This is a genomic window from Bacillus sp. AFS029533, from assembly GCF_002585125.1.
In the GTDB taxonomy this organism is placed as follows: Bacteria; Bacillota; Bacilli; order Bacillales; family Bacillaceae_G; genus Gottfriedia; species Gottfriedia luciferensis_B.
In genome coordinates this window covers 64,818-87,174 of sequence record NZ_NUQC01000019.1, presented here as the reverse complement: position 1 = coordinate 87,174, position 22,357 = coordinate 64,818, and the positions used below count along the sequence as shown (strand labels likewise).

At 31.6% G+C, this 22,357-nt stretch carries 17 protein-coding genes; 12 read left to right on the top strand and 5 right to left on the bottom strand.

Translation table 11 applies throughout. The features are described from left to right. The first annotated feature begins 77 nt into the window (after positions 1 to 77). Positions 78 to 4,031 carry a S8 family serine peptidase gene (locus COE53_RS10125; protein ID WP_069032225.1) on the top strand — a complete coding sequence of 1,318 codons (3,954 nt, stop codon included), beginning with the start codon at positions 78 to 80 and terminating at the stop codon, positions 4,029 to 4,031. A 293-nt stretch (positions 4,032 to 4,324) separates the two neighbouring features. Here the strand turns inward: COE53_RS10125 and COE53_RS10120 are convergent, their stop codons facing one another. Beyond that, the gene (locus COE53_RS10120) at positions 4,325 to 5,164 is read right to left on the bottom strand and encodes a helix-turn-helix transcriptional regulator (protein ID WP_098947986.1); all 840 of its coding nucleotides are present in this window, start codon (positions 5,162 to 5,164) and stop codon (positions 4,325 to 4,327) included. A gap of 107 nt (positions 5,165 to 5,271) precedes the next feature. Between COE53_RS10120 and fabF the strand changes: the two genes are divergently transcribed. Next, complete coding sequence (gene fabF / locus COE53_RS10115; protein WP_098947985.1) at positions 5,272 to 6,504, top strand: beta-ketoacyl-ACP synthase II; 1,233 nt, start codon at positions 5,272 to 5,274, stop codon at positions 6,502 to 6,504. Positions 6,505 to 6,573: 69 nt separating this feature from the next. Here fabF and COE53_RS10110 read toward each other — a convergent pair whose 3' ends face one another. Beyond that, positions 6,574 to 7,359 carry a TMEM164 family acyltransferase gene (locus COE53_RS10110; protein ID WP_069032228.1) on the bottom strand — a complete coding sequence of 262 codons (786 nt, stop codon included), beginning with the start codon at positions 7,357 to 7,359 and terminating at the stop codon, positions 6,574 to 6,576. A 667-nt stretch (positions 7,360 to 8,026) separates the two neighbouring features. On the opposite strand from COE53_RS10110, the gene COE53_RS10105 reads away from it, so the two are divergent. The 3 genes from COE53_RS10105 (at position 8,027) to COE53_RS24315 (ending at position 12,570) form a co-directional block, all read left to right on the top strand. Further along, positions 8,027 to 8,425, top strand: coding sequence for a DoxX family protein (locus COE53_RS10105; protein WP_069032229.1), 399 nt, complete (start codon positions 8,027 to 8,029; stop codon positions 8,423 to 8,425). Positions 8,426 to 8,767: 342 nt separating this feature from the next. Next, positions 8,768 to 10,144 (top strand): class II fumarate hydratase, encoded by a 1,377-nt coding sequence (gene fumC, locus COE53_RS10100; protein WP_069032230.1) that lies wholly within the window; start codon positions 8,768 to 8,770, stop codon positions 10,142 to 10,144. 1,070 nt (positions 10,145 to 11,214) lie between these two features. Continuing rightward, positions 11,215 to 12,570, top strand: coding sequence for a L,D-transpeptidase family protein (locus COE53_RS24315; protein ID WP_175403435.1), 1,356 nt, complete (start codon positions 11,215 to 11,217; stop codon positions 12,568 to 12,570). Between the two features lie 102 nt (positions 12,571 to 12,672). Here COE53_RS24315 and COE53_RS10085 read toward each other — a convergent pair whose 3' ends face one another. Further along, positions 12,673 to 13,071, bottom strand: coding sequence for an alpha/beta hydrolase family protein (locus tag COE53_RS10085; protein WP_069032232.1), 399 nt, complete (start codon positions 13,069 to 13,071; stop codon positions 12,673 to 12,675). 283 nt (positions 13,072 to 13,354) lie between these two features. On the opposite strand from COE53_RS10085, the gene COE53_RS10080 reads away from it, so the two are divergent. Continuing rightward, on the top strand, positions 13,355 to 13,819 hold the full coding sequence (locus tag COE53_RS10080) for a DUF2231 domain-containing protein (RefSeq protein WP_098947983.1): 465 nt from the start codon (positions 13,355 to 13,357) through the stop codon (positions 13,817 to 13,819). A 94-nt stretch (positions 13,820 to 13,913) separates the two neighbouring features. Here COE53_RS10080 and COE53_RS10075 read toward each other — a convergent pair whose 3' ends face one another. Further along, complete coding sequence (locus tag COE53_RS10075; protein ID WP_069032234.1) at positions 13,914 to 14,624, bottom strand: DUF421 domain-containing protein; 711 nt, start codon at positions 14,622 to 14,624, stop codon at positions 13,914 to 13,916. 443 nt (positions 14,625 to 15,067) lie between these two features. Here COE53_RS10075 and COE53_RS10070 point away from each other — a divergent pair, with 443 nt between their 5' ends. From COE53_RS10070 to COE53_RS10060, 3 genes are read left to right on the top strand one after another with little or no spacing between them, the layout of a single operon-like run. Beyond that, positions 15,068 to 15,499, top strand: a complete 432-nt coding sequence (locus COE53_RS10070; RefSeq protein ID WP_069032235.1) for an FMN-binding protein — start codon at positions 15,068 to 15,070, stop codon at positions 15,497 to 15,499. Then, on the top strand, positions 15,499 to 16,404 hold the full coding sequence (locus COE53_RS10065) for an FAD:protein FMN transferase (RefSeq protein ID WP_069032236.1): 906 nt from the start codon (positions 15,499 to 15,501) through the stop codon (positions 16,402 to 16,404). Before COE53_RS10070 ends, COE53_RS10065 begins: the two co-directional genes overlap by 1 nt. Next, positions 16,394 to 17,209 (top strand): RnfABCDGE type electron transport complex subunit D, encoded by an 816-nt coding sequence (locus COE53_RS10060; protein WP_069032237.1) that lies wholly within the window; start codon positions 16,394 to 16,396, stop codon positions 17,207 to 17,209. Before COE53_RS10065 ends, COE53_RS10060 begins: the two co-directional genes overlap by 11 nt. A 217-nt stretch (positions 17,210 to 17,426) precedes the next feature. Here the strand turns inward: COE53_RS10060 and COE53_RS10055 are convergent, their stop codons facing one another. Then, entirely contained in the window at positions 17,427 to 18,218 is a 792-nt protein-coding gene (locus COE53_RS10055; protein ID WP_069032238.1) for a Cof-type HAD-IIB family hydrolase, read from the bottom strand. 301 nt (positions 18,219 to 18,519) lie between these two features. Between COE53_RS10055 and COE53_RS10050 the strand changes: the two genes are divergently transcribed. From COE53_RS10050 to COE53_RS10040, 3 genes are read left to right on the top strand one after another with little or no spacing between them, the layout of a single operon-like run. Then, positions 18,520 to 20,034, top strand: a complete 1,515-nt coding sequence (locus COE53_RS10050; protein WP_098947982.1) for a spore germination protein — start codon at positions 18,520 to 18,522, stop codon at positions 20,032 to 20,034. Then, the gene (locus COE53_RS10045) at positions 20,027 to 21,133 is read left to right on the top strand and encodes a Ger(x)C family spore germination protein (RefSeq protein WP_180242410.1); all 1,107 of its coding nucleotides are present in this window, start codon (positions 20,027 to 20,029) and stop codon (positions 21,131 to 21,133) included. Before COE53_RS10050 ends, COE53_RS10045 begins: the two co-directional genes overlap by 8 nt. Before the next feature lie 19 nt (positions 21,134 to 21,152). Continuing rightward, a complete protein-coding gene (locus tag COE53_RS10040; RefSeq protein WP_098947978.1) occupies positions 21,153 to 22,262 on the top strand; it encodes a GerAB/ArcD/ProY family transporter in 1,110 nt (369 codons plus the stop codon). Positions 22,263 to 22,357: the final 95 nt, after the last annotated feature.

Genomic DNA, 22,357 nt, shown 5'->3' with positions numbered 1-22,357 from the left:
GAATGGATTAATGTTTAGTTGTTACATATGTTTGTCTAGTTAATAATCTTTGAATCTATTAAAAAAGGGGCTCAACAATGAAGAAAAAAAATTATTTAGCTTTACCTGTATCAACAATCCTGTTATTTTCAAGTATTTATTCTGGAACAGTTCAAGCTGCTTCAGTAACAGGAGCTAATAGTACAGTAGCTAATCAGACAAACTCTGGTAAAAACCTTAGAAAAAGCCAAATGAAGGAAGTGCAAAAAGCAAGTGGTAAAGTACTCCCTAAAAAGGCAGAATCTAAAATTGAAACAAAATTAAGAGATAAATTAAAAAATAAACAATCAGTAACGAAACATAATGAACAAACAGGTGAATTAATCGTTAAATATAAAAAGAAAGTGACTACTGGGGAAATCACTACACTACAGAAAAAATATTCTTTAAAGTCTTCTAAGAAATTAAAGAGTTTAAATGCTGAGTTAGTAAAAATTCCAACAGGCGAAAGTACTTCAGAATACATAACGAAACTAAAAAAGGATCCAAATGTTGAATCTGTACAACCGAACTACAAATATTACGCTTCTGACTTCAATAATGCGAATGACTATTATGAACAATTATGGGGACTTAATAATAAAGGACAAACGGTCAATGATAGTGTAGGAAAAGAAGATATTGATATAGACGCACCTGAAAGCTGGACTAATTTTAGTTCAAAACTTGCAAAACCTGAAGCGCAAGTAGTAGTTGGTGTAATCGATACAGGCGTGGATATTAATCATCCGGATTTAGCAGGAAAAATTTGGAAAAATACTAAAGAAATTCCTAATAATAAAATTGATGATGACCATAATGGTTATGTTGATGATGTAAATGGCTGGGATTTTTATAACGATGATAACACTGTTTACGATGCACTTGATGGAGATGAACATGGTACTCATGTATCTGGAACAATTGCCGCAGCACTAGAAGGTCCAAATCTATCAGATAATAAAGGTGTAGTAGGTGTTGCTCCTAACGTAAAGATTTTACCATTAAAGTTCATCGGTCCTGATGGAGGAACATCAGCAGATGCGATCGAAGCAATCGAATACGCTAAAAGTATGGGCGTAAAAATCACAAATAACAGCTGGGGTGGCGGAGAATACGATCCATTACTTGAAGAAGCAATTGCAAATTCAAATAGCTTATTTGTAGCTGCTGCGGGTAATGACGGAATGGATAATGATGAAGAAGGCTCTTATCCTGCTAGTTTTGAAAGTTCTAATATATTATCCGTTGCTGCAGTTGATAATAAAGGAAATTTAGCACCATTCTCAAATTATGGCGCTGAATCTGTAGATGTTGCTGCTCCTGGAGTTGACATTATGAGTTCAGTCCCTAAATACCCAATCGATGAAATTACAAAAGCATTAAAAATTGATCAAGCTGGAGCATCAGCTCAAATTGCTGGAGACAATTACAAAGCGATCTTTGATGGCATTGGATATGAAAAGATATCTGAAAAACAAAGACAGGATGCTTTTGATAAAGCATTAAGTTATTTAGATTTAACGGATACGAATAAGAAAATTTTACTAGTTCAAGATGATGAAAATGATCTTGCAGACTTGTTAAAAGATTTTATTCCTGAACTTGCTAAAATCTTTAAAAACTATTTACCGACATATCAAAAACTGTTGTCTAAGTATTCTTCGGTAAATACGGTTACAATCAGTTCTGATTCTTCTTTATCAATGAACAGTACAGATTTATCACAATACGATGCTGTAGTTTGGTTTACAGGGAACGGTATTGGAATTAACTCTGAAGAGGGTACTACTTTAACAAAATCAGATACAGAATTACTAAAAAATTATCTTACTAATGGCGGTAAGTTATTATTATCTGGTGTGAACGTACTTGGTGGACAAGAGAAATCATCGCTTGTAAAAGATACTTTACATTTAAATGTTTATTCAGACATGGGTCCAAGTTTAAATGTTGAAGGTACTGGTGGAATCTATCAAGATACTAAATTTGATGTAAACCGATATGATTTACCATACTACATCGCTGATTATGTAACATCGAATGATCCAAAAACAGTCATTAATTCTAAATATGTTTCTGATTATACCCAAGCATATGATTATTATAGTGGAACATCTATGGCAACTCCACATACTACGGGTGCGGCTGCTATTTTACTAGGTTTACATCCAAACATGTCACCTGAGATGCTTAAGCTATATACAAGTGCAAAAGGAACGAAATTAGATTCACTAAAAGGTCTAGTAGGCACTGGAAATATTGTTAAATCATCAACTCTAGATAACTTTGATGACAATGATACACCAGGTATTCCATTAGATAAAAGTGTACTAAATGGAAGTCTAGATTCTACAAAAGACAAAAACGATGTTTATGCAATATCATTAAAAGAAGGCCAAGGCATTACATTCTCATTAAACGGGCAAACAGGAAGCGATTTTGACTTGTATGTTTATAATGAATCCTCATCTAGTGTAAATAATAAGAATGGTATGGTTGCGTACTCAGAGAACATAAATTCATCCAAAGAAAAGATTAACTTTATCGCTCCTAGAACTGGAATCTATTTTGTAAATGTCTACGATTACAGTGGTTCAGGAAACTACAAACTTTATTCTGGAAATTTCGGTGGATCGTATGAAGATGATTCTGACGCAGTGACGTTAGATGGAGAATGGAATGCAGTAATTAATCCGCAATTCTCTGAAGAAATGGCAGGAGTACTTAATTCTAGAGGTGAAGTTAATTTCTCATTTGTTGGATCTAGCATTGAATGGCAAGGTTTTAAAGATGCAACACAAGGAATTGCCGATGTATATATAGACGGCAATAAGATCCCATCTCTATCGCTTTATAATAGTACGTTGAAATCAAATCAAAGTTTATTAAAATATGATTTTACAACTTATGGCAATCACTCTATCAGAATTGTTTGGACTGGTAAAAGTGATCCAATGGCAAGAAAATCTGCTACAGGAATCAATTTGGATAAATTTATTGTTAAAGATAATCCTATTTCATTAAAAACATCATTTGATACTGCAAAGAAATATCCAGTAATTTCATGGACTGCTCCTAAATGGGCAGAATCATATAATATTTATCGAAAAGAGTCGTCACAAACTGATTATGTACAAATAAATAAAACACCTATTACAACAACGACATTTACAGATACAACTGCTATGTCACCTGGAAAAACGTACAACTATGTTGTGGTAATTAATACACAGGATAAAACTGAGACACCTTATTCAACATCAATTAGTTACGTAAACGATGATGATATTAAAGGAAGAATATATATATCAGGTACTGCAAAAGGCAGTCTTAATACTGACGCAAAAGACTTTAAAGATGTTTGGGCTAAAAACTTAGAAGCAGGCAAAACATATGAAATTACGTTAACTGGTCCGACTAATGCAAACTTTGATCTTTCATTATACAACATTGGTACATCAACTATTTATGGTACGAATGAATTGAAAAAGTCTGCTAGTACAACGTCTACTGAAAAAATTGTCTTTAAACCAACAAAAACTGGTATGTACTATATCGTTCCTTCTGCTGTAAAAGGCTCTGGCCAATATAGTATTAATATTTCAGTGCAAACAACAAAATCAGTAGAGAACAATGATTCTAATGTTAAATACTCAGGAAACTGGAGTAAGTTAAATTATACGAGCGCTTCTGGTGGCACGATAAATCAAACAAAAGGATCAACTGGATCGCTTCAATACAATTTTAGTGGTACGGGTATAACTGTAAATGCTTTAAAAGATAAGAATATGGGTAGAGCAGATATTTATATTGATGGCAAAAAAATAAAGCAAATTGACCTTTACTCTTCAAGCCGTAAATATAAAGTAAATGTATTCGATATACAAAATCTAGCAAATAAAGCTCACACTATTAAGATTGTTGCTACTGGTACAAAATCTAGTGCCGCAACAAACAAGTTAATAAATGTTGATTCATTTAAATTAACTCAGTTTTCTTTAGTTAAATAATATGTATAAGCATTAGCAAAACAAAAAATCCTGATTGCTCTTATGAGTAATCGGGATTTTTTTTGAATTTAGACTAGTTTAATTACGTGAAATTTTACCACATTAGAGCTTCATGAGTAAGGTAAAAAGAAAAAAATACGAAAAGTAGTACCTCATAAGTGCTTCATGAGTAAGTAAAAAGGCGAAAATACGAAATTTAGTACCTCATAAGAGCTTCATGAGTAAGTAAAAAGGCGAAAATAAGAAATTAAGTACCTCATAAGAACTCCATGAGTATATAAAAAGAAGAAAATCTACTCATTATTCATCAGTTTTCTTAACTTAGATTCTGTATTGGTATTTTCAACAGGGGTGTAAACACTACATCTTAAATCAATGTTACCTTGTACTTGTAATGAAGTTAAATTAAAGAGCATTTTTCCTGCTTTTGCGTGTCGAAATTCAATTAAAACATCTGGGGCCGAACTTACTTCGCTCTCATTCCAGAGTTCATGAAATTCAGGGTAATTTTGTTCCATTTCATAAATAAACGAAGTGTACCATTGATCTCCCATATATTGTCCGTAATAAGTTCGAAAAATAGCTAAAAAGCCTTTCACAAAATGCTCCCAATTCACTGCTAAACTTTTAAATTCTTTTCTAGAGAACAGTAAATGAATAAGATTTCGTTCCTCTTTTGGAATTTGTTCGAAATCTAAAAATACGTGAGCTGCTGCTGGATTCCATCCAACGATATGGCACCTTCGATCTGAAATAATGATCGGACAGTTCCGAAGTTCAATTAATATTTTAGTCAAGGCTGGACTAATGACTGTTTCTTCTTCATTTGAAAATGAGCGTTTTTCAGCTTCCGGTAATGCAAGTGCATATAAATAATTTCGCTCATCCTTATTTAATTGTAATGCATCTGAAATAGCATCTAATACAGAATTAGAAACTGTTATATCTCTTCCTTGTTCTAGCCATGTATACCATGTTGTACTTACCCCTGCTAACCCGGCAACCTCTTCTCTACGGAGGCCCGGCGTTCTTCTACGGTTTCCAACTGGTAATCCAACCATTTGCGGATTTATTTTAGACCGTTGCGTTTTTAGAAATTCTGACAGTGCTTGAAGTCGGGTTTCTTGATTCATCTTATAACTCCCTTCTCAACGTAGTATAAATTATACTAGGATAAACTACAACTTGTAATAGGATAAATACGCGTTAAAATAAAGAAAAAACGATTGGAGAACTTATAATGAGAAGAATAGTTATTACAGGTATGGGTGTTATCTCGCCTCTTGGAAATGATGTAGATACAGTTTGGAATAACTTAATTAACGGAAAATCAGGTATCACCGCTATTGATACAATTGATGTATCAAATATAAAAACGAAGGTAGCAGGAATTGTTCGTGACTTTGATGCCGAAGAAAGATGGGGAAGAAAGGAAGCAAGAAAATTAGATCGTTTTTGTCAATTTGCTTTAGCAGCTGCTGAACAAGCTTTAGAAAGTTCACAATTACAATTAGAAAAAATTGATCTTGAACGTTTAGGCGTTTATGTTGGATCAGGAATTGGTGGAATTAATACCTTTATCGAAAATGTAAATTTATTAAACGAGAGAGGACCTGGGAGAGTTAGTCCAAGTTTAGTACCGATGATGATATCAAATGCAGCAGCAGCTCAAATAAGTATAAGATTAGGTGCACTTGGTCCATCTTTATCACCAGTAACCGCGTGCTCTATAGGAAATTCATCAATTGGAGAAGCATTCAATACAATTCGTAACGGAGAAGCTGATGTTATTTTTGCGGGTGGTACAGAGGCAGCTATAACTCAATTATTTTTAGCAAGTTTTGGTAACGCAAAGGCATTGTCCATCAATACTGAACCTACTTCATCAAGTCGACCTTTTGATGCAAATAGAGATGGATTTGTAATGAGTGAAGGAGCAGGGGTTTTAGTGTTAGAATCATTAGAACACGCGATTAAAAGAAATGCGCCCATCTTATGTGAGATAATTGGTTATGGAGCAAGTTCTGATGCATATCATATGGTTGCAACTCACCCAGAAGGAAGAGGAGCGTTTTTAGCTATGAGAAATGCATTAAATAGAGCTGAAATAGCATTACAAGATGTGGATGTCATTAGTGCACATGCAACAAGTACCCCATTAGGCGATCAATCTGAAACGCTGGCAATAAAAAAACTGTTTGGTGAACACGCTTATAACATTCCAGTTACAGCAAATAAATCAATGCTTGGTCATATGCTTGGCGCAGCAGGTGGAGTAGAGGCGATCGCTTTAGTGAAAAGTCTTCAAGAAGGTATTATTCCACCAACAATCAACTTAACTCAGCCGGATCCTGATTGTGATTTAGACTATGTACCCCAAGTGGCTAGGAAAAAAGAAATAAACATTGGTATTTCAAACTCATTCGGCTTTGGTGGTCATAATTCTGCTATTGTATTGAAAAAGTACGTTTAAAAGATATCCTACTAATTTTATATTAACTGTCTAAAAGCCTCTTTTTAATAAGAGGCTTAAATACTCTACCTAATTCATCGGATTTTGCTCATTCAGTTTCTTCACTGCACTGTTTTTAAATAAATTTAAAAATAGATAGACCAAATAAAAGAGGAATACAACAAAAAGCCCAACTAAAAGTAGGATCAATAAATACATTAGATTGTAATGAAGTCCAAAAGTTGTTGTTTCTTTACCCAGATTGTAAAAATAGGCTAATGGAGTTCCTTTTTCGGGTGCCATTGTGTAAAAGTAATTAGAAGTAAAGGGTTCCATCCATTTCATAAACAAATTATTTATAAAGATTGATAAAATGTACATTAAAATAATGAGCGACATTGTTTTTCGTAAAATTTTTAAATTAATTACAACCATATGATTGAAATATGCCCACAATACAATTCCTACGATTAGCATATGCCCCCAAAGATACGCCATTCCTTGCCATGTTAGGAGAGATTGATAGTTTGAAAGCCCGTTTGCAAATATAATACTTACTAAAGCTGCAGGAAGGTTAAAACAAAACGCAATTGAAAATAGTAATTCACTTTCATATAAAAAAGCAAATAATAAAATAAAATTAGCAAAATGACAAATTTGTAAAGGGATTTCTTCAGGTGAAACTTGATTCACTTTGTGATAAATTTCTATATTACGACCAACTAAAAGAGCAATCCCAATAAGCGAGAAACCCATACCAATCAATCGTAACGTCTGATTGTTAAAGCGCCTAAATAGAAAATAAAACAAAGTGACAAATAGAAAAGGGCTAGCCATAAATAAAAAATGAAATGGACTCCACATTTGAAAGGTCATTGAACTATACTTTCCTTCATGTAGTAAAATTCACTTGTTTTCAACGCGATTTACCCCCATTACTTATTATTGTAATTTGGTTTGAGCAAAAAACGTATCATTAAGCGATCAAACTAAAGACATCCAGTAATCAATACCTACTATTGATTTATTCAAAAAATTTTTAGAAAGAACTTGTAATAATTACTTTAAACTTGTACCGAAAAAAGAAATGTTAACTGAGGGTAATTGTAAGGGATCATTATTAATTAGTGACAAATCGTTTACCGAATAAGTATTGATTTTAGTATTGAGAAAGGCAAAAAATCATTTTTTGTTTAAACTTAAATTAAAAATGCGGGAATCTTATCTAGTATGTTTAACATTTTTTAATTATTTTTCCTGTAATTATTGACAACCAAGTTTTTTCATACTATTATTATCTCATATTCAAGATATTTTAATTTGAAACAACTTGGAGGTGTGAATAATGGATAATAAATTCTAAATTCTTTCGTTTTACTTTAAAATCAATAGTATAAAGAAGTTTTTGATGAGTTAATAAAGAAAAACATAAATATTTCACAATCTCTGTCTTAGAAATAATGTATAAAAAACAATTAATTCAGTAATTTTTTTAAAATATTATCTCGAATTAAAGATAAATAACAATTAGGAGGATTTTAAGATGATAAATATTGGTTTATTAATTATTCGTTTAGTTATCGGTTTACTTTTTGTGGGGCATAGTGCTCAAAAATTATTTGGCTGGTTCGGTGGTCATGGATTGAAAGGAACAGGTGGATGGTTTGAATCAATTGGTATGAAACCAGGTGTGACTGTTGCACTTTTCGCAGGGTTAGCAGAACTGATTGGTGGAATTTTGTTTACACTAGGTCTATTAACACCACTTGCAGGAATAATGATTGCAGTAACAATGCTGATGGCAATTATTAAAGTTCATGGACCTAATGGTTTATGGGCAACAGCTAATGGATATGAATACAACTTAACATTGATGTCAGTTGCTATTGGTATAGCTTTAATTGGACCTGGTAAATATGCGTTAGATGCATTTTTATTCTAATTGACCACTGTATAAATTGATTTTATAAATAAATTCTAATTAGTTTAATTGTGCAGTTAAATAATGAATCTGTTCATAAAAAAAAGAAATAATAGAAAATGTAGTCAAATAAAAGTAAGCTAATCGAATCTTGTTGGATTAGCTTACTTTTATTTTAAATTTTGATGACTTTATTTCAATATAAAATAAAAAAGGACTACTCTTTTAGATAGGATTTTTTACAAAGTTCGAATGATACATAAATAAACTTAACTCAACTCTACTTATTCTAATGTCAAAATTATTACTTTGATTCCATCTTTTTACATATGATTTAATAATTAAAATCTAGGAGGCAAAAAATTGGATTATCGAATTGAAAAAGATTCAATTGGTGAAATAAAAGTACCCGTTAATAAACTTTGGGGAGCTCAAACGCAGCGAAGTTTTGAGAACTTTAAAATCGGTACTGAAAAAATGCCTATTCAATTAATTTATGCATTAGCATTAATTAAAAAGAGTGCAGCAATTACTAATAAAAAACTAGGAAAATTGGATAGTGAAAAAGCAGATGCAATCATTGGTGCTGTAGATGAAATATTAGAAGGTAAACTTGACAATCACTTTCCACTTGTTGTTTGGCAAACAGGAAGTGGTACACAAACAAATATGAATGTTAATGAAGTAATCGCTCATCGTGGGAATGAGTTTTTAGCAGAAAAAGGAAACGATAAAAGAATTCATCCAAATGATGATGTCAATATGTCTCAAAGTTCGAATGATACATTTCCAACAGCAATGCATATCTCAAGTGCTCTTGCAGTAAATGAGCAATTGCTTCCAGCATTAAGAAATTTAAAAATGACATTAAACGAAAAGATGAATAAATTTAAACAAATTATTAAAATTGGCCGAACACATTTGCAAGATGCTACACCAATAACACTTGGTCAAGAAATCAGTGGTTGGCATCGTATGCTAGAAAAAAGCGAAGAAATGATAGTAGATAGTATGAAATTCATTGCTGAGTTAGCTATTGGTGGGACTGCTGTTGGCACAGGAATCAATGCGGATCCGGGTTTTGGAACGATGATGGCTGAAGAAATTAGTTCGTTAACTGGACTACATTTTATTTCTGCAGAAAATAAATTCCAAGCATTAACAAGTCATGATGAGATCGTTTATACTCATGGTGCTTTAAAAGCATTGGCTGCAGATTTAATGAAAATAGCGAATGATGTCCGTTGGATGGCAAGCGGTCCTAGAAGTGGTATAGGTGAAATAACCATTCCTTCAAACGAACCAGGAAGTTCAATCATGCCAGGGAAGGTAAATCCGACACAATCCGAAGCACTGACAATGGTTGTAACACAAATTATGGGAAATGATACGACAATAGGCTTTGCTGCTAGTCAAGGAAACTTTGAATTGAATGTGTTTAAACCAGTCATTATTTATAATTTTCTGCAGTCAGTAAGATTACTTTCAGACGCAATCACTTCATTTAATGATCACTGTGCAAAAGGTATAGAAGCAAATATAGAAGTGATTGAACAAAATCTAAATCGATCACTTATGCTCGTAACCGCATTAAATCCTCATATTGGTTATGAAAAAGCAGCAACAATAGCGAAGTTAGCATTTAACGAAAATTTGACACTTAAAGAAGCTGCTTTAAAAACGGGTTATTTATCGGAAGAAGAATTCGATCGAATGATCAGACCAGAAAATATGATTTAGTCAGATTTTGAAGACTAAATAAAGTCAAAAAAAATCCTGATGGCCACTTTAGAGCCATCAGGATTTTTTTATCAATTTTCACATACCCTCAATTAAACATCTATTAACTTTTCAATATTTTTTTTACGATTTTAGAGGATTCATTCTAAAAAAGTTAACATAAATTCACATTAAGTTCACATCAATAGATTATAATCATTTTATTCTTAAATAATACTTAAACAGAAAGAAGGCGGATTAATTGAAGCCCATTAAAACCATTTCAGCAGATGAGATGCAAAAATTTGAAGATAAACTTAAAAAACACAATTGGATCTTAATGTTAATAACAGTAATCACTATACCATTTATAGTAAGTTACATGTAAAAAAAGAAAAATACTAATACTGTTTTCTTTTTTACATATCCCCCCAAATAGAATAGGTCAAAAAAGCCAAGAATTTTTTCTTGGCTTTTTTGACGCTGTTGAAAAACAACCTTGTCAATTAAATTACCAAATTTTAGTAAAAGGAGTAGTGTGATGTTGATTTCCACTACGGGATGCTCGCTTTCCATGGGGCNNTGCGGGGTCTCAGCCTTCCCGCTAATCCCATAGGAGTCGAGCACCCCTTCGTTCCAATCAACTAATTCAACAAAAAAAGTTTGCAATAAATCCTAATCAAATAACCTTTACTTAGAGTAACCTATTAGATGATTAATAATTTTTTTAACTTCTAAAAAAACATTACTAGTGTTATTAGAATCATAAAATTGCTTAACATATTAACATTTAAAACCATCCAAAAAATAATCTCATCATTAATAAATGTTCCTTTAATGTCCATTTTCCCTTTTGATCATTATATATTTCAACATTCTAAAAAAAGCCAAGAATTTTTCTTGGCTTTTTTATTTTTATCTCAGTTATCTTGTTTTTAGGTTAAAAAACGAAATGTTTACAACTTTGAAACATCCTGTGACAAAAAATGAAACATTTAAAAACTATGATACATATATAAGTTTTCTAGTTAGTTTTAGAATCCAAGGCCAGCTATTAGTTAAGTAATTTAATATAAATAAGGAGAGAGCTTATGTCTAATAAGATTATTTGGATACTTCTGGGAATGTTAGTAATCCTTATCCTCATACCGAAAGCGAATGCGACTACATTTCAGTTTAATTTTAACAATAATGAGTTCTCTAATTATATAGATCATGTGAACTTAAAAACGACAGAGGCTACTTATGGTAAAACAATTGAGATCGGTTTAAAAACGAAAAAAAGCGGTGAAAAAGTTTCATTAACATTTTCAAATGGTACGAATCGAAAAAATATTTCTTTAACACAAACTTCAGAGAAATCTTTTTCCGGAAAAATGAAAATTACAAGTTCATTTATAAAAGGAGAATATAAACTTGATTCAATTAAATTTAATCATCAAAATCTAGTAATCTCTGATAATAAAATCAATTTTACAATTTTAGATTTACCGACCCCAACGATCGAACAAGTAACAAACCAATCAACTGCTATTAAAGGTCTATTTCTTTCAAATAGTCAGGTAGAAGTATATACCGATTCTAAATTAATTAATACCGTGGAAACAAATGATAAAGGTGAATTTAATGATGCTATAAAACCATTGAAAGAATTTACGAAAATAAGTGTCATTGGGGTGAGTGAAGGATTAAAAAGTAAACCAATTACAGTTAGTGTAAAAGATACAGTTGCACCATCGATTACTTCTCTTTCTGCTATATCTGATCAATCACAGAATGTAACTGGAATATCTGAACCTTTCGCAACTGTCAAAGTATATATGAACGAAAATCTAATCGGAAATAATACAGTTAGCTCAACAGGAAAATTCACTGTTAAAATTGGGAAACAAAAAGCGAATTCAATTCTCAAAGTAATCGTTCTAGATCAGAGTAATAATCAAAGTACTCCACATACTTTGCTCGTATCACATTATATTTCACAAGTGGTAAGTTCAGTTAAAAGTAGTTCAACGTTTTCAACTGGTCAATTGCTAATGATTAATACAAAGACGAATAAACTTACTTTTTATCGTAATGGTAATCTTGTAAAAACCTTTACTGTTGCAACAGGTAAGTCGTCAACACCTACACCTACTGGGAAATTTGTCATCTCAAACAAAGTTAAGAACCGCCCATGGTACAAAGGAAATATTCCTGGAGGTGATCCTAGGAATCCCCTTGGGAAGCGCTGGTTAGGATTAAGTGTTGGTGCTGCATATGGTATCCACGGAAACAATAAAGAGAGTTCAATAGGACAATCAGTAAGTTCCGGCTGTGTTCGAATGCATAATAGTGAAATTCAATGGCTTTTTGAGCAAGTTAACGTAGGAACTACAGTCATTATTGCTGATTCTTCAAATTCGAATGGGGAAATTGCCCAATCTTATGGTATTTCAATCGCATAATAAAGAAAAGGGATGTCTCATCGTCGTTTTTTCGGCAAAGAGACATCCTTTTTTAGTTTTCCATTCAAAGAATAACGATTAGTCTTTTATTTCAGCAAATTTTCATACATACTGTCGGAGAAATTCCATCATCTGTTTTAATGAATCTTGAACGATTGGATGTTCGAATTCCTTATCAAATACATGTTCTCCGTTTGGAATAGTGATGAACTTTGTTTTCACACCTTTTTGTAAAAGTGCAGCTCTCATAAAGACAGATTGTTCATATGGAACATCTGTGTCTTTCGTTCCGTGTAAAAATAATGTTGGCGGGTAATCTTTTGTAATTTTTTTTATGGGACAAAATTTTAGAAGCTGATCTTTATTTGTTAATGGATCAACACCTGTTATCTTTTGAACCCATTCACCTTGTTGTCTTGCGTGTACATAAATTAAAAAACGTTTTTCAATTGATCCTTCTGTAATGACATGAGTAGATTGAAGCATTTTAGCCAATATCATTTAAAACTAAATCCTTTTGCAAATAATACGTGCTTGGATTTGTAGCACTCGTACTACTAATTAGTAGTTTTGTATCTAATAGGTGGGTAGGGAATAAGAATAGAAAAATCACTCAAGATATTAGAGGAGTTCCTCCAAATAAGATGGAATTCACTTATTGATTTTTCGGAAAATTTAATTTATTTTTCATTTAATTTTCATAATATTTGTTTACACTTTAATCAAACTAATTAAAAGTAATCTTAGAGGGAATACACAACTATTTTAAATAGGAGGTTTTCACATGATTAACGAAGTAACTTCTCATCTTCATCCAATTCTTGTTCATTTCCCAATTGCATTTATCACTTTAGCAGTTCTAAAAGATTTTTGGAGTGCTTTTTTTAAGAAAGTAAACTTTCAAGCAGAGCGTGGTTTGTGGCTTTGGATTTTTGCAGCACTTACCGCTTGGCTTTCAGTTTCTTCTGGACCAGAAGAGATGGCTAGAGGTAATACTACTTTCTTGCATATACACGATCAGTTAGCAATACTTACAAGCTGGCTAGTAACAATTGTTGCAGCTTTTAGAATTTATTCTACTTATTTCAAGAAAAAAGAACTATTTAAAAAGCTTAAGTTTTTATATTTAATCTTTTCTTTAGCTTCACTTATTCTAGTATTATCAGTAGGATATTATGGTGGAAAAATGGTTTATACTGATGGTATCAATGTAAAAGTTCATAATAAATTAGTAAATCCACCAAAATAATTGAATTTTTAATGATGAATTTATAATCTATGAGCCTTAATTGGCTCTTTTTTATTTGAACTTTATTCAATAATCCTATCAAATAATTTATCGTTCATTCTTGATCAGTTGGAGAAGCAATCTGATCTTTATAAGTATCGATATAAATATTTCCATTTGCTGCCAACACAGCATACACTACTTCTTTCGTTTGAAGATTACGTTTTTTTAGCTCTTCTTGCAATTTTAATTCTGACAGATTATTTTCTCTTAAATTTTTTGAGATAATTTCCCCATCCATAATCAACTCAATAGGTAAATTACTTTCTTGTTTTGTCGGTATATTTAAATCTTGTTTTGTTACGCTTCGGTATTGTGGTTTTTGTAAAAAAGATACTTTACCATTTGTTTCAACTACTACATAAAGAACTTCATCTATGTTGAAAATTCCTTTTTCTCTTAATTGTTGATTTAAATAGTCTAGAGAATAGCGCATTTTTCTCATATTAGCCTCTAAAATTTTTCCATCTTCAATTATGACAGTTGGATTACCTGCAAGTAAATTTCTACCTATTCTGCTTTTCAAGGAAATAAAACTAACGAGTAAAATGACTAAAACCAAAATTAAAAAAGCTAATACTGCATGGTGGATTTTTATATTTAAATTAAAAGCTAAATTTGCAATAATGCTCCCAACTGAAATAGCTGCAATAAAATCAAAGGTATTCATCTCAGCAATAATTTGTTTTCCTAATAGTTTAGCACCAATGAACAATATTAAAAATGCTAGCATTGTTCTTGTAATTATTTCAAAATGTTCAGGCATGGGCAACTACTCCTTTTACCAGTAACCTTAATTTATTTTTAATTATTATTATCATTAAAGTATTTATGTAATCTCCTTATAAAAGAGGTTAAAATTGATAGACAAATTTAATGATGTAGAAATTAGTTTGTGCAACTTAGAAGACTTGCATCTCAATTTCTGCAATTTAATGAAAAAAGAACAAAATTTTCATCAAGTTTTCACTTTTATAGTGTAATTTTTAGAAGAAACAAATTTTAAATGGCTACCTATTTTTTGAATAACAAGAAAAAGTAATCTAAATTTATCTTAAACTGTTTATTCAGCTTCTAAAATGAAGCTATCTGATAAGAAAAGTTTTCAAAAAAATTCTAGAAATTTTATTAATTTTGCTTAGCAATTAAAAGAATTTTAAGAATTACTCATTATAATACAAGATGATAATAAGAACTGGAGGTATGTAAATGGGCAAAATGAGTAAAAAATGGGTTACGATCTGTTCAACTGCAATAGGAGCGATATATGCTACTGGCTACTTTACAACTGAGATTCAAGATTCGAATGTAGCGTCGCCAAAAACAGAACAGGTCAATGTACCGTTAATTAAAAATAATATTGTAAAAAAAAGTTTATATAAAAATGGAACTTTTTATGGGATGGGTTCTAATCGTCGTGGATCGATTCAAATCGCCTTAAAGATAAATGAAGATAAAATAATAGATGTAGAGATAAGTAATTATGGTATGCATTATTCTGAGAATGATATTGTAAATTTACCAAATGAAGTAGTAAGTGTTCAAAGTTCACAAGTTCGGAATGTGTCAGGAGCGACATATAGTACACAGGCCTTTAAAGATGCTATTCAAGATGCTCTATTAAAGGCAAGGAACATATAATGAAGAAAATCATAGGAAAAACGAAATTATTTATGGATACGATTGTTGATATTAAAGTAGTCACATCAAAATCGTTAGAGGAAACGGAAGCTTCAATTAATCGTGCATTTGATTTTTTTCGAGAAGTTGAAAGGACATGTAGTCGATTTAGTTTGGATAGTGAACTAATGAAGGTGTGTAAACAAATTAATAAACCAGTAGCTGTTAGTCCATTATTATTTGAGCCATTAAAATTCGCGTTAGAGGTGGCTAAATGGACAAATGGACTATTTGATCCAACGGTCGGTCAAATAATGGAAAATGTTGGGTTTAACCAACATTATTTAACAGAAGAGCTCATACAAAATAATACATCTAAAAAAGTTACTTACTCGGATATTTCCTTAAATGAAGAAGATAAAACAATACTTTTAAAAAAGCCATTAGTGATTGACTTAGGTGCTGTTGCCAAAGGATTTGCCATTGATCTTGCTGTAAATGAATTGAGACAATTTGACGGATTCATTGTTAATGCTGGTGGGGATCTTTATGCAGGAGGTTTAGATGAATTAGGTGATAAATGGAAAATAGGAATTCAGCATCCACAAAATAAGGAAAATATCATTCACACACTAGAAATTTCTAACATGGCGATTTGTACTTCTGGAAGTTATGAGCGTAAAAGTGGTTTAAAGCCAGGAATTCATCATATTATTAACCCAAAAAATAAAAAATCACCAACAGAGTTGATTAGTTGTAGTATCATCGCACCATATGCAATGATGGCTGACGCATTTTCAACTACATGTTTTTTAATGGGAAGAAAAAAGGGACTAACTCTATTAGAAGAAGTTGGTTTAGAGGGTATTTTAATTTCATCCGATTTACAAATTTATCATAAAGGAGTGGATACTATTGACTATTAAACAATGGATAAAGTCACCAAAAGGATATGTGATTCTGTCCTTAATGATTTTACTCTTAATTGCTACAATTGATTATCAAACCAGTAGAGGAGTAATTAACTGTTTGATCGCCGTTTTTGTGGCAACAATCACGGATATATTCTGTTTGTTAATTTTAAAAAGGAAAAATATTAAGCCATACGGAGCAGTTATTACTGGAATGATTGTCGCGATGATTTTAAGTATAACCACTGCATGGTATGTGATTGTTTTCACTACAATCATTTCAATTCTATCAAAATATATAATTGTTTTTAAAAGGAAACAAATAGTTAATCCAGCAGTTTTTGGTCTATTAATGTCTATCATCCTTTTTCACACTGAACAAAGTTGGTGGGGGGCATTTGGAGATCTTCAAGGTTGGACAAATATATTTTTATTAATCGCTGGGTATATGGTTGTAAGTCGTGTAAATAAATTCCCTATGGTTTTTTCATTTTTAGGAACCTATTTCATTCTCTTAATATTGACTAATCTGTTTCATATTGGAGATGCATCGGATGCTTTTCGTAGTCCATTTATAAATGCATCGCTTTTCTTTGCATTTTTTATGCTCACTGATCCTCCTACATCGCCAGCCAAAGACAAACAACAAGTTATTTTCGGTTTTATATGTGCACTAGTAGGAGTAACTATTTATACATTATTTGGAGGGTTAACCTATTTATTTACAGGCTTGATCGTAGGCAATTTATTTAATTTATTGAAACCAAAACCCTCAATTCAAAAAGTCAAACAAAGGAATCAAACCTTTCATAAGGTATGATTTTAGTAACAAATGATAATGTTAGTTTTTCCCATTATAAACAAAGAAAAATTTCAATTGAATCGTTTTTTCTGAAATCTATAATTTTAAGACTGTTCCATCTTTACACAATAATAAAATTCTATCTCAAAGCAAAAAAGCTCAGATTTTTTCTGAGCCTTTTTTATGACTACTGATTTTGGATTCTCACATTCATTAAACTTGTTAGAAAAGAACACTAAATCGCAAATGTTTCTGTTGATTTAAGCAGATAACGCTCTATAAATTCAGCTAATCCATCATTTTCATGATGTCCAGTTACAAAATCAGATGCTGCTTTAACTTCTTCGCGAGCGTTCCCCATTGCCACACCTGTGCCAACATAACGAAGCATTTCAATATCATTTGGTCCGTCTCCTATAGCTACTACTTCATTTGGATTAATTCGATATGCACGAAGTAGTTTTTTAATAGCAGACCATTTTGAAACATTTGGAGCAACCATTTCAAAACCGTCATTCCAATTTATGACTTCAGCTTCCTCTTTAAACAAAGCAGATATATTTTGTTCATCTGTTCGAACACTATATTTAAGCACATCATTATAATTAGCCAGTCTTAAGTCACCAATGTATCGTGGTGGTATTTGCCCAACTTTTGTCCAATAATCAATTTCTTCATTTGTTTCTTTACAGTAAAGTCCATTTGCTGTATGGATAATAACATTACAAGGGTCTTCAGCAGTCAAATGATGGAGTAGTTCTTCGTTCACTTTGACTGTTTCCATTTGAATCATTCTTCCTGTCTCACCATCATGAATGGCGGCACCGTTCAAACAAATCATCGGAGTTTGTAATCCAATTTCTTTATGGTAGGGAGCGGTCACTTCAAAGTGTCGACCAGTTGCTAGAAAAACCATGACTCCTTGATTCATGAGCTTATTAATGGCTTCCATATTTCGGCGAGAAATGTTGTTTGAGACTGTTAAGAGTGTACCATCCATATCGATAAATAATGCACGAATATTCATTTATTCTGCCCCCTCATTTGAAGTTAAACCCATCATATCATCTGAATATTAAAACCTAGTAAACTCAGTGTATAGATTTATTGAAGATTAATGAGTAACAGGAGATAGAAAAGAATAACCGCAAATGTGATCACAGCATTGCATGGATGTATTAGAGAATTAATTTAAATATAAATTGAATGCTTTTATTGTATATAAATTAGAAATTACGAAAAAATAAACTAGGAAATAAAATGGAAATTCTAGGAAGAGTATATTTAATACATAGAAATTAGTAAACAAACTCGATTGGGTGGTCTAAATGCGTTTAAAATCAAATGATCGAAAATTAAATAGTAAAGAGTCCGAGAAAGAAAGAAAGTCAATAACGTCCATATTTCAACAGGCTGCTAAATCGAGTGATTTCTACCAATTTTCATTATCTGAAGAGCAGGATCTAACCATTAGCTACTTTAAAAGTATGGTAGATGCCGATAAAATAAATAACCTTTTACTTCCGTCATTACAAGAGAATATTAAGAAAATTAGTACAATTAATGATGTGAAAAAATCGATTCCTTTTGAGGATGTCCAATTTACTAATGACCCATTAGAAATCGAAAAAAAATTAATAAAAGGATATGTTATTCTTGAATTCAAGTATTTCAAACGCTATTTGACGATAAGCGTAGAAAATGCAAATCTTGGTTATCGTGAGAATAATGATACAGAAAATGAATTTAGTGTTATCGGTCCAAAAGTTGGATTTGTTGAAAATCTAAGTACTAATCTTCATTTACTTCGAAAACAATTAGCTGTACCTGAATTAGTTTTTGAGGAAATTAAAATAGGTTCTATGTCAAAAACAGAAGTAGTTATTGCCTTTTTGGATGGAATTACGAATCCAGAATATGTACAAACTGTTCGTCAACGATTGGAAAACATCGATTTTGATGTTATTTTTGATAATTCACAGATTGATCAAATTATTTCAGATAACTCAAATACGCCTTTTCCAATTTTTTTATCAACCGAACGGACTGATCGGGTTGTATATGCAATGGTTAATGGGCAAGTTGCTATTCTTTCGAACGGATCGCCATACATTATTACTGGACCAACAACAATATTAGATTTTTTCATTTCTCCTGAAGATTATTATCTAAATTGGGTGCTTGGATCGTTTTTTCGAATCATTCGCATTATAAGTGTAATTTTTTCTTTGTTTGCTACACCAATTTACGTAGCAATCTTAACATACCATTATGAAGTTTTGCCTGATGATTTATTGCAACCCCTCATTAGTTCAAGAGCTCATGTTCCATTTCCTCCAATATGGGAAGCCATTTTTTTGGAAACTACCATTGAACTGTTAAGAGAGGCAGGAGCTCGCTTACCTACGAAAATTGGACAAACACTGGGAATTGTAGGAGGTATTGTAATCGGACAGGCATCTGTTCAAGCTGCACTAACGAGTAATATTTTACTGATCATTGTATCACTGTCTGCACTTGCTTCTTTCACAACACCTATATTTAAAATGTCAAATGCTATTCGACTTTTGCGGTTTCCTCTTATTTTACTTGCAGCTTATATGGGCGGTTTTGGAATAATAATTGGATTTGTTCTATTGTTAGGACATTTATTAAAGCTTAAATCATTGGGAAATCCGTATATGGTTCCTTTGTATCCTTTTAGAATAAAAAGCTTCGGCGATAGTTTTATTCGGTCATCATATCAATTTACAACGACTCGTAGTAGATTTTTAAGACCTCTTTCGCTTAAAAGATATAATCCTAATCAAGTTAAGGATGATCGTAATAATGAAGATGGATAGTATAAATCGAAAAAATATATGCTCTTTTTGTGCTTTTTTTCTACTAACCTTGTTACTATCAGGCTGCTCTTTTCCACGGCAAAAAATTATTGATGAAGTACAAATCCTATCAGTTTATGGTTTTGATAAGGTTGATGATCATTTTGTTGGAACGGCACTTTATTCTGATTATACCGATGTAGGAAATAAAGGGAGTTCTATTCTCCAAGGTAGCGGCAAGAAATCCCTTTTAATTAAACAAGCTTTAAATGAACAATCCCCAAAACCGATAGAAATTGGAAAGTTGAACCTTCTTATTTTTGGAAAAGAACTTGCTGAAAATGGGGTGTCATATTTTGTTAAGGCGGTTTGTAGGGATCCATTGCTTGGAAGCAATGCACTATTGGCTGTTTCAGAAGAACCAGCAGGAGAATTATTAAAGAAAAACAAAGAGAAAGACAGCAACTATATCTATAAATTGGTTGAACAAAATTTTAAGAACCAATTTGTACCGCTTCCAACATTTCATAGTTTTTTATTTGATTACTATGGAGAAGGTAGAGATGCTTCAGTACCCTATATTAAGATAAATCAAAACGAGAATATTGAAGTGAACGGGCTAGCTGTATTTAAGAAGGACAAACTTGCTCTGATCTTAAACCCAAAAGATAGCTTGCTGTATAAAATATTAAGAGGAAGAGTAATGAGAGGACAAACAGAATTTAATATTCAGAAGGGAAATAAAATTGATTCTGCAATTTTAACGATTTTAAATGGGGATGAAAAAAGATTAATTAAAACTAATAAGAAAAAAACAAAAATGAAATTTGATATTACTCTAAATGGGATGGTAAAAGATTATCCAGAATGGCTAGATTTAATGAAAAGAAAAAATAATCTATTTTTAAACAATCAATTGGAAAAACAGATGAAAGAAGATTTTGAAAATCTATTATTAACCTTTCAAAAACATCAAGTCGATCCTTTAGGTATAGGTGATTTAGCACGAGCACATTCGAAAAAATGGAACGAAAAGGAATTTTATAAAAATGTGTATCCAACTATTAAATTTGATGTGAATGTAAAAGTAGTATTATCTCAATCTGGGATTGGCGAGTAAAAAGTGGAGGAGATCGTCTATGAGTAAACAATTAAAAGAAAGTCTGACAGTATCTCCCTTTTTTTTATTATTTCTTATTCATAGTACCCAAACAGGTGTTGGCTTGCTGAATTTTCAAAGTAATATAGTAAAAGGAGCCGGACAAGATGCATGGGTTTCGGTTTTACTAGTTGGTTTCTCTTTACATATCATTATTTGGTTAATGTATTATTTGTTAAAGAAATCAAATAATGGAGATATTATGTCTTTACACCAACAATTATTTGGGAAATGGATAGGAAATATATTAAATACTTTATTTTATATTTACATGCTTTTAGTCATTACAACAATCATTCGGTCCTATATAGCAGTTCTTATTACTTGGGTTTTTCCATATTTTCCAATTTGGCTCTTATCATTTATTATGCTTTTTGTTATCACATATTTGGTCATTGGAGGATTTAGAGTCATTACAGGAATATGTTTTTGGGGAGTAATAATACCTTCTCTCTTATTGTTAACATGTTACTTTCCATTGAAATATGCTTATTGGACGAATTTATTACCTGTTTTTAATCATAGTATAAGTGACTATTTCGTTTCAGCAAAGTATTGTATTCTGATGTACTCTGGACCTGAATTTTTGCTTATTTACTTTCCTTTTATTAAAAATAATCAAAAATCTCAAAAGTGGGCACATATATCACAAGCTTATACAATCATTTTATACTTATTTATTACATTCGTTTCATTCGGTTACTTTAGTCATGGACAACTTAAACATATAACTTGGCCAACCCTTATGATGTCAAAAATTATTCGTTATCCTTTTATCGAAAGATTTGAATATGTATATATATTTTTATGGCTCTTAGTAATACTCCCTCCTTGCTGTATGGCATTGTGGGGAGCGTTCCGAATTTTAAAAGAATCGTTCCAATTTAAAACTAGAAAGTCTTTATGGTTCTCAATAATTATTGTTCATATAATGGTGATCAGTCTCAAAAGTAAATTGGATGTGGAGAAAATAGGGACTTTTATGACATATGCTACTTCTAGCTTTCTTTATTTTTATATACCAATTTTGTTTATTATTTATTTGGTCTTTCAAGCTTTTAAGAAAACCGATCGTTTAGGGAGAAATTAGTATATAAAGTAAATAGTAATTTTTGAGCCAATCTTCACCTAGGGATCTCAAATAAGTTACAAATAAGTTAGCTTTTCTAGTTTACTTAAATAATA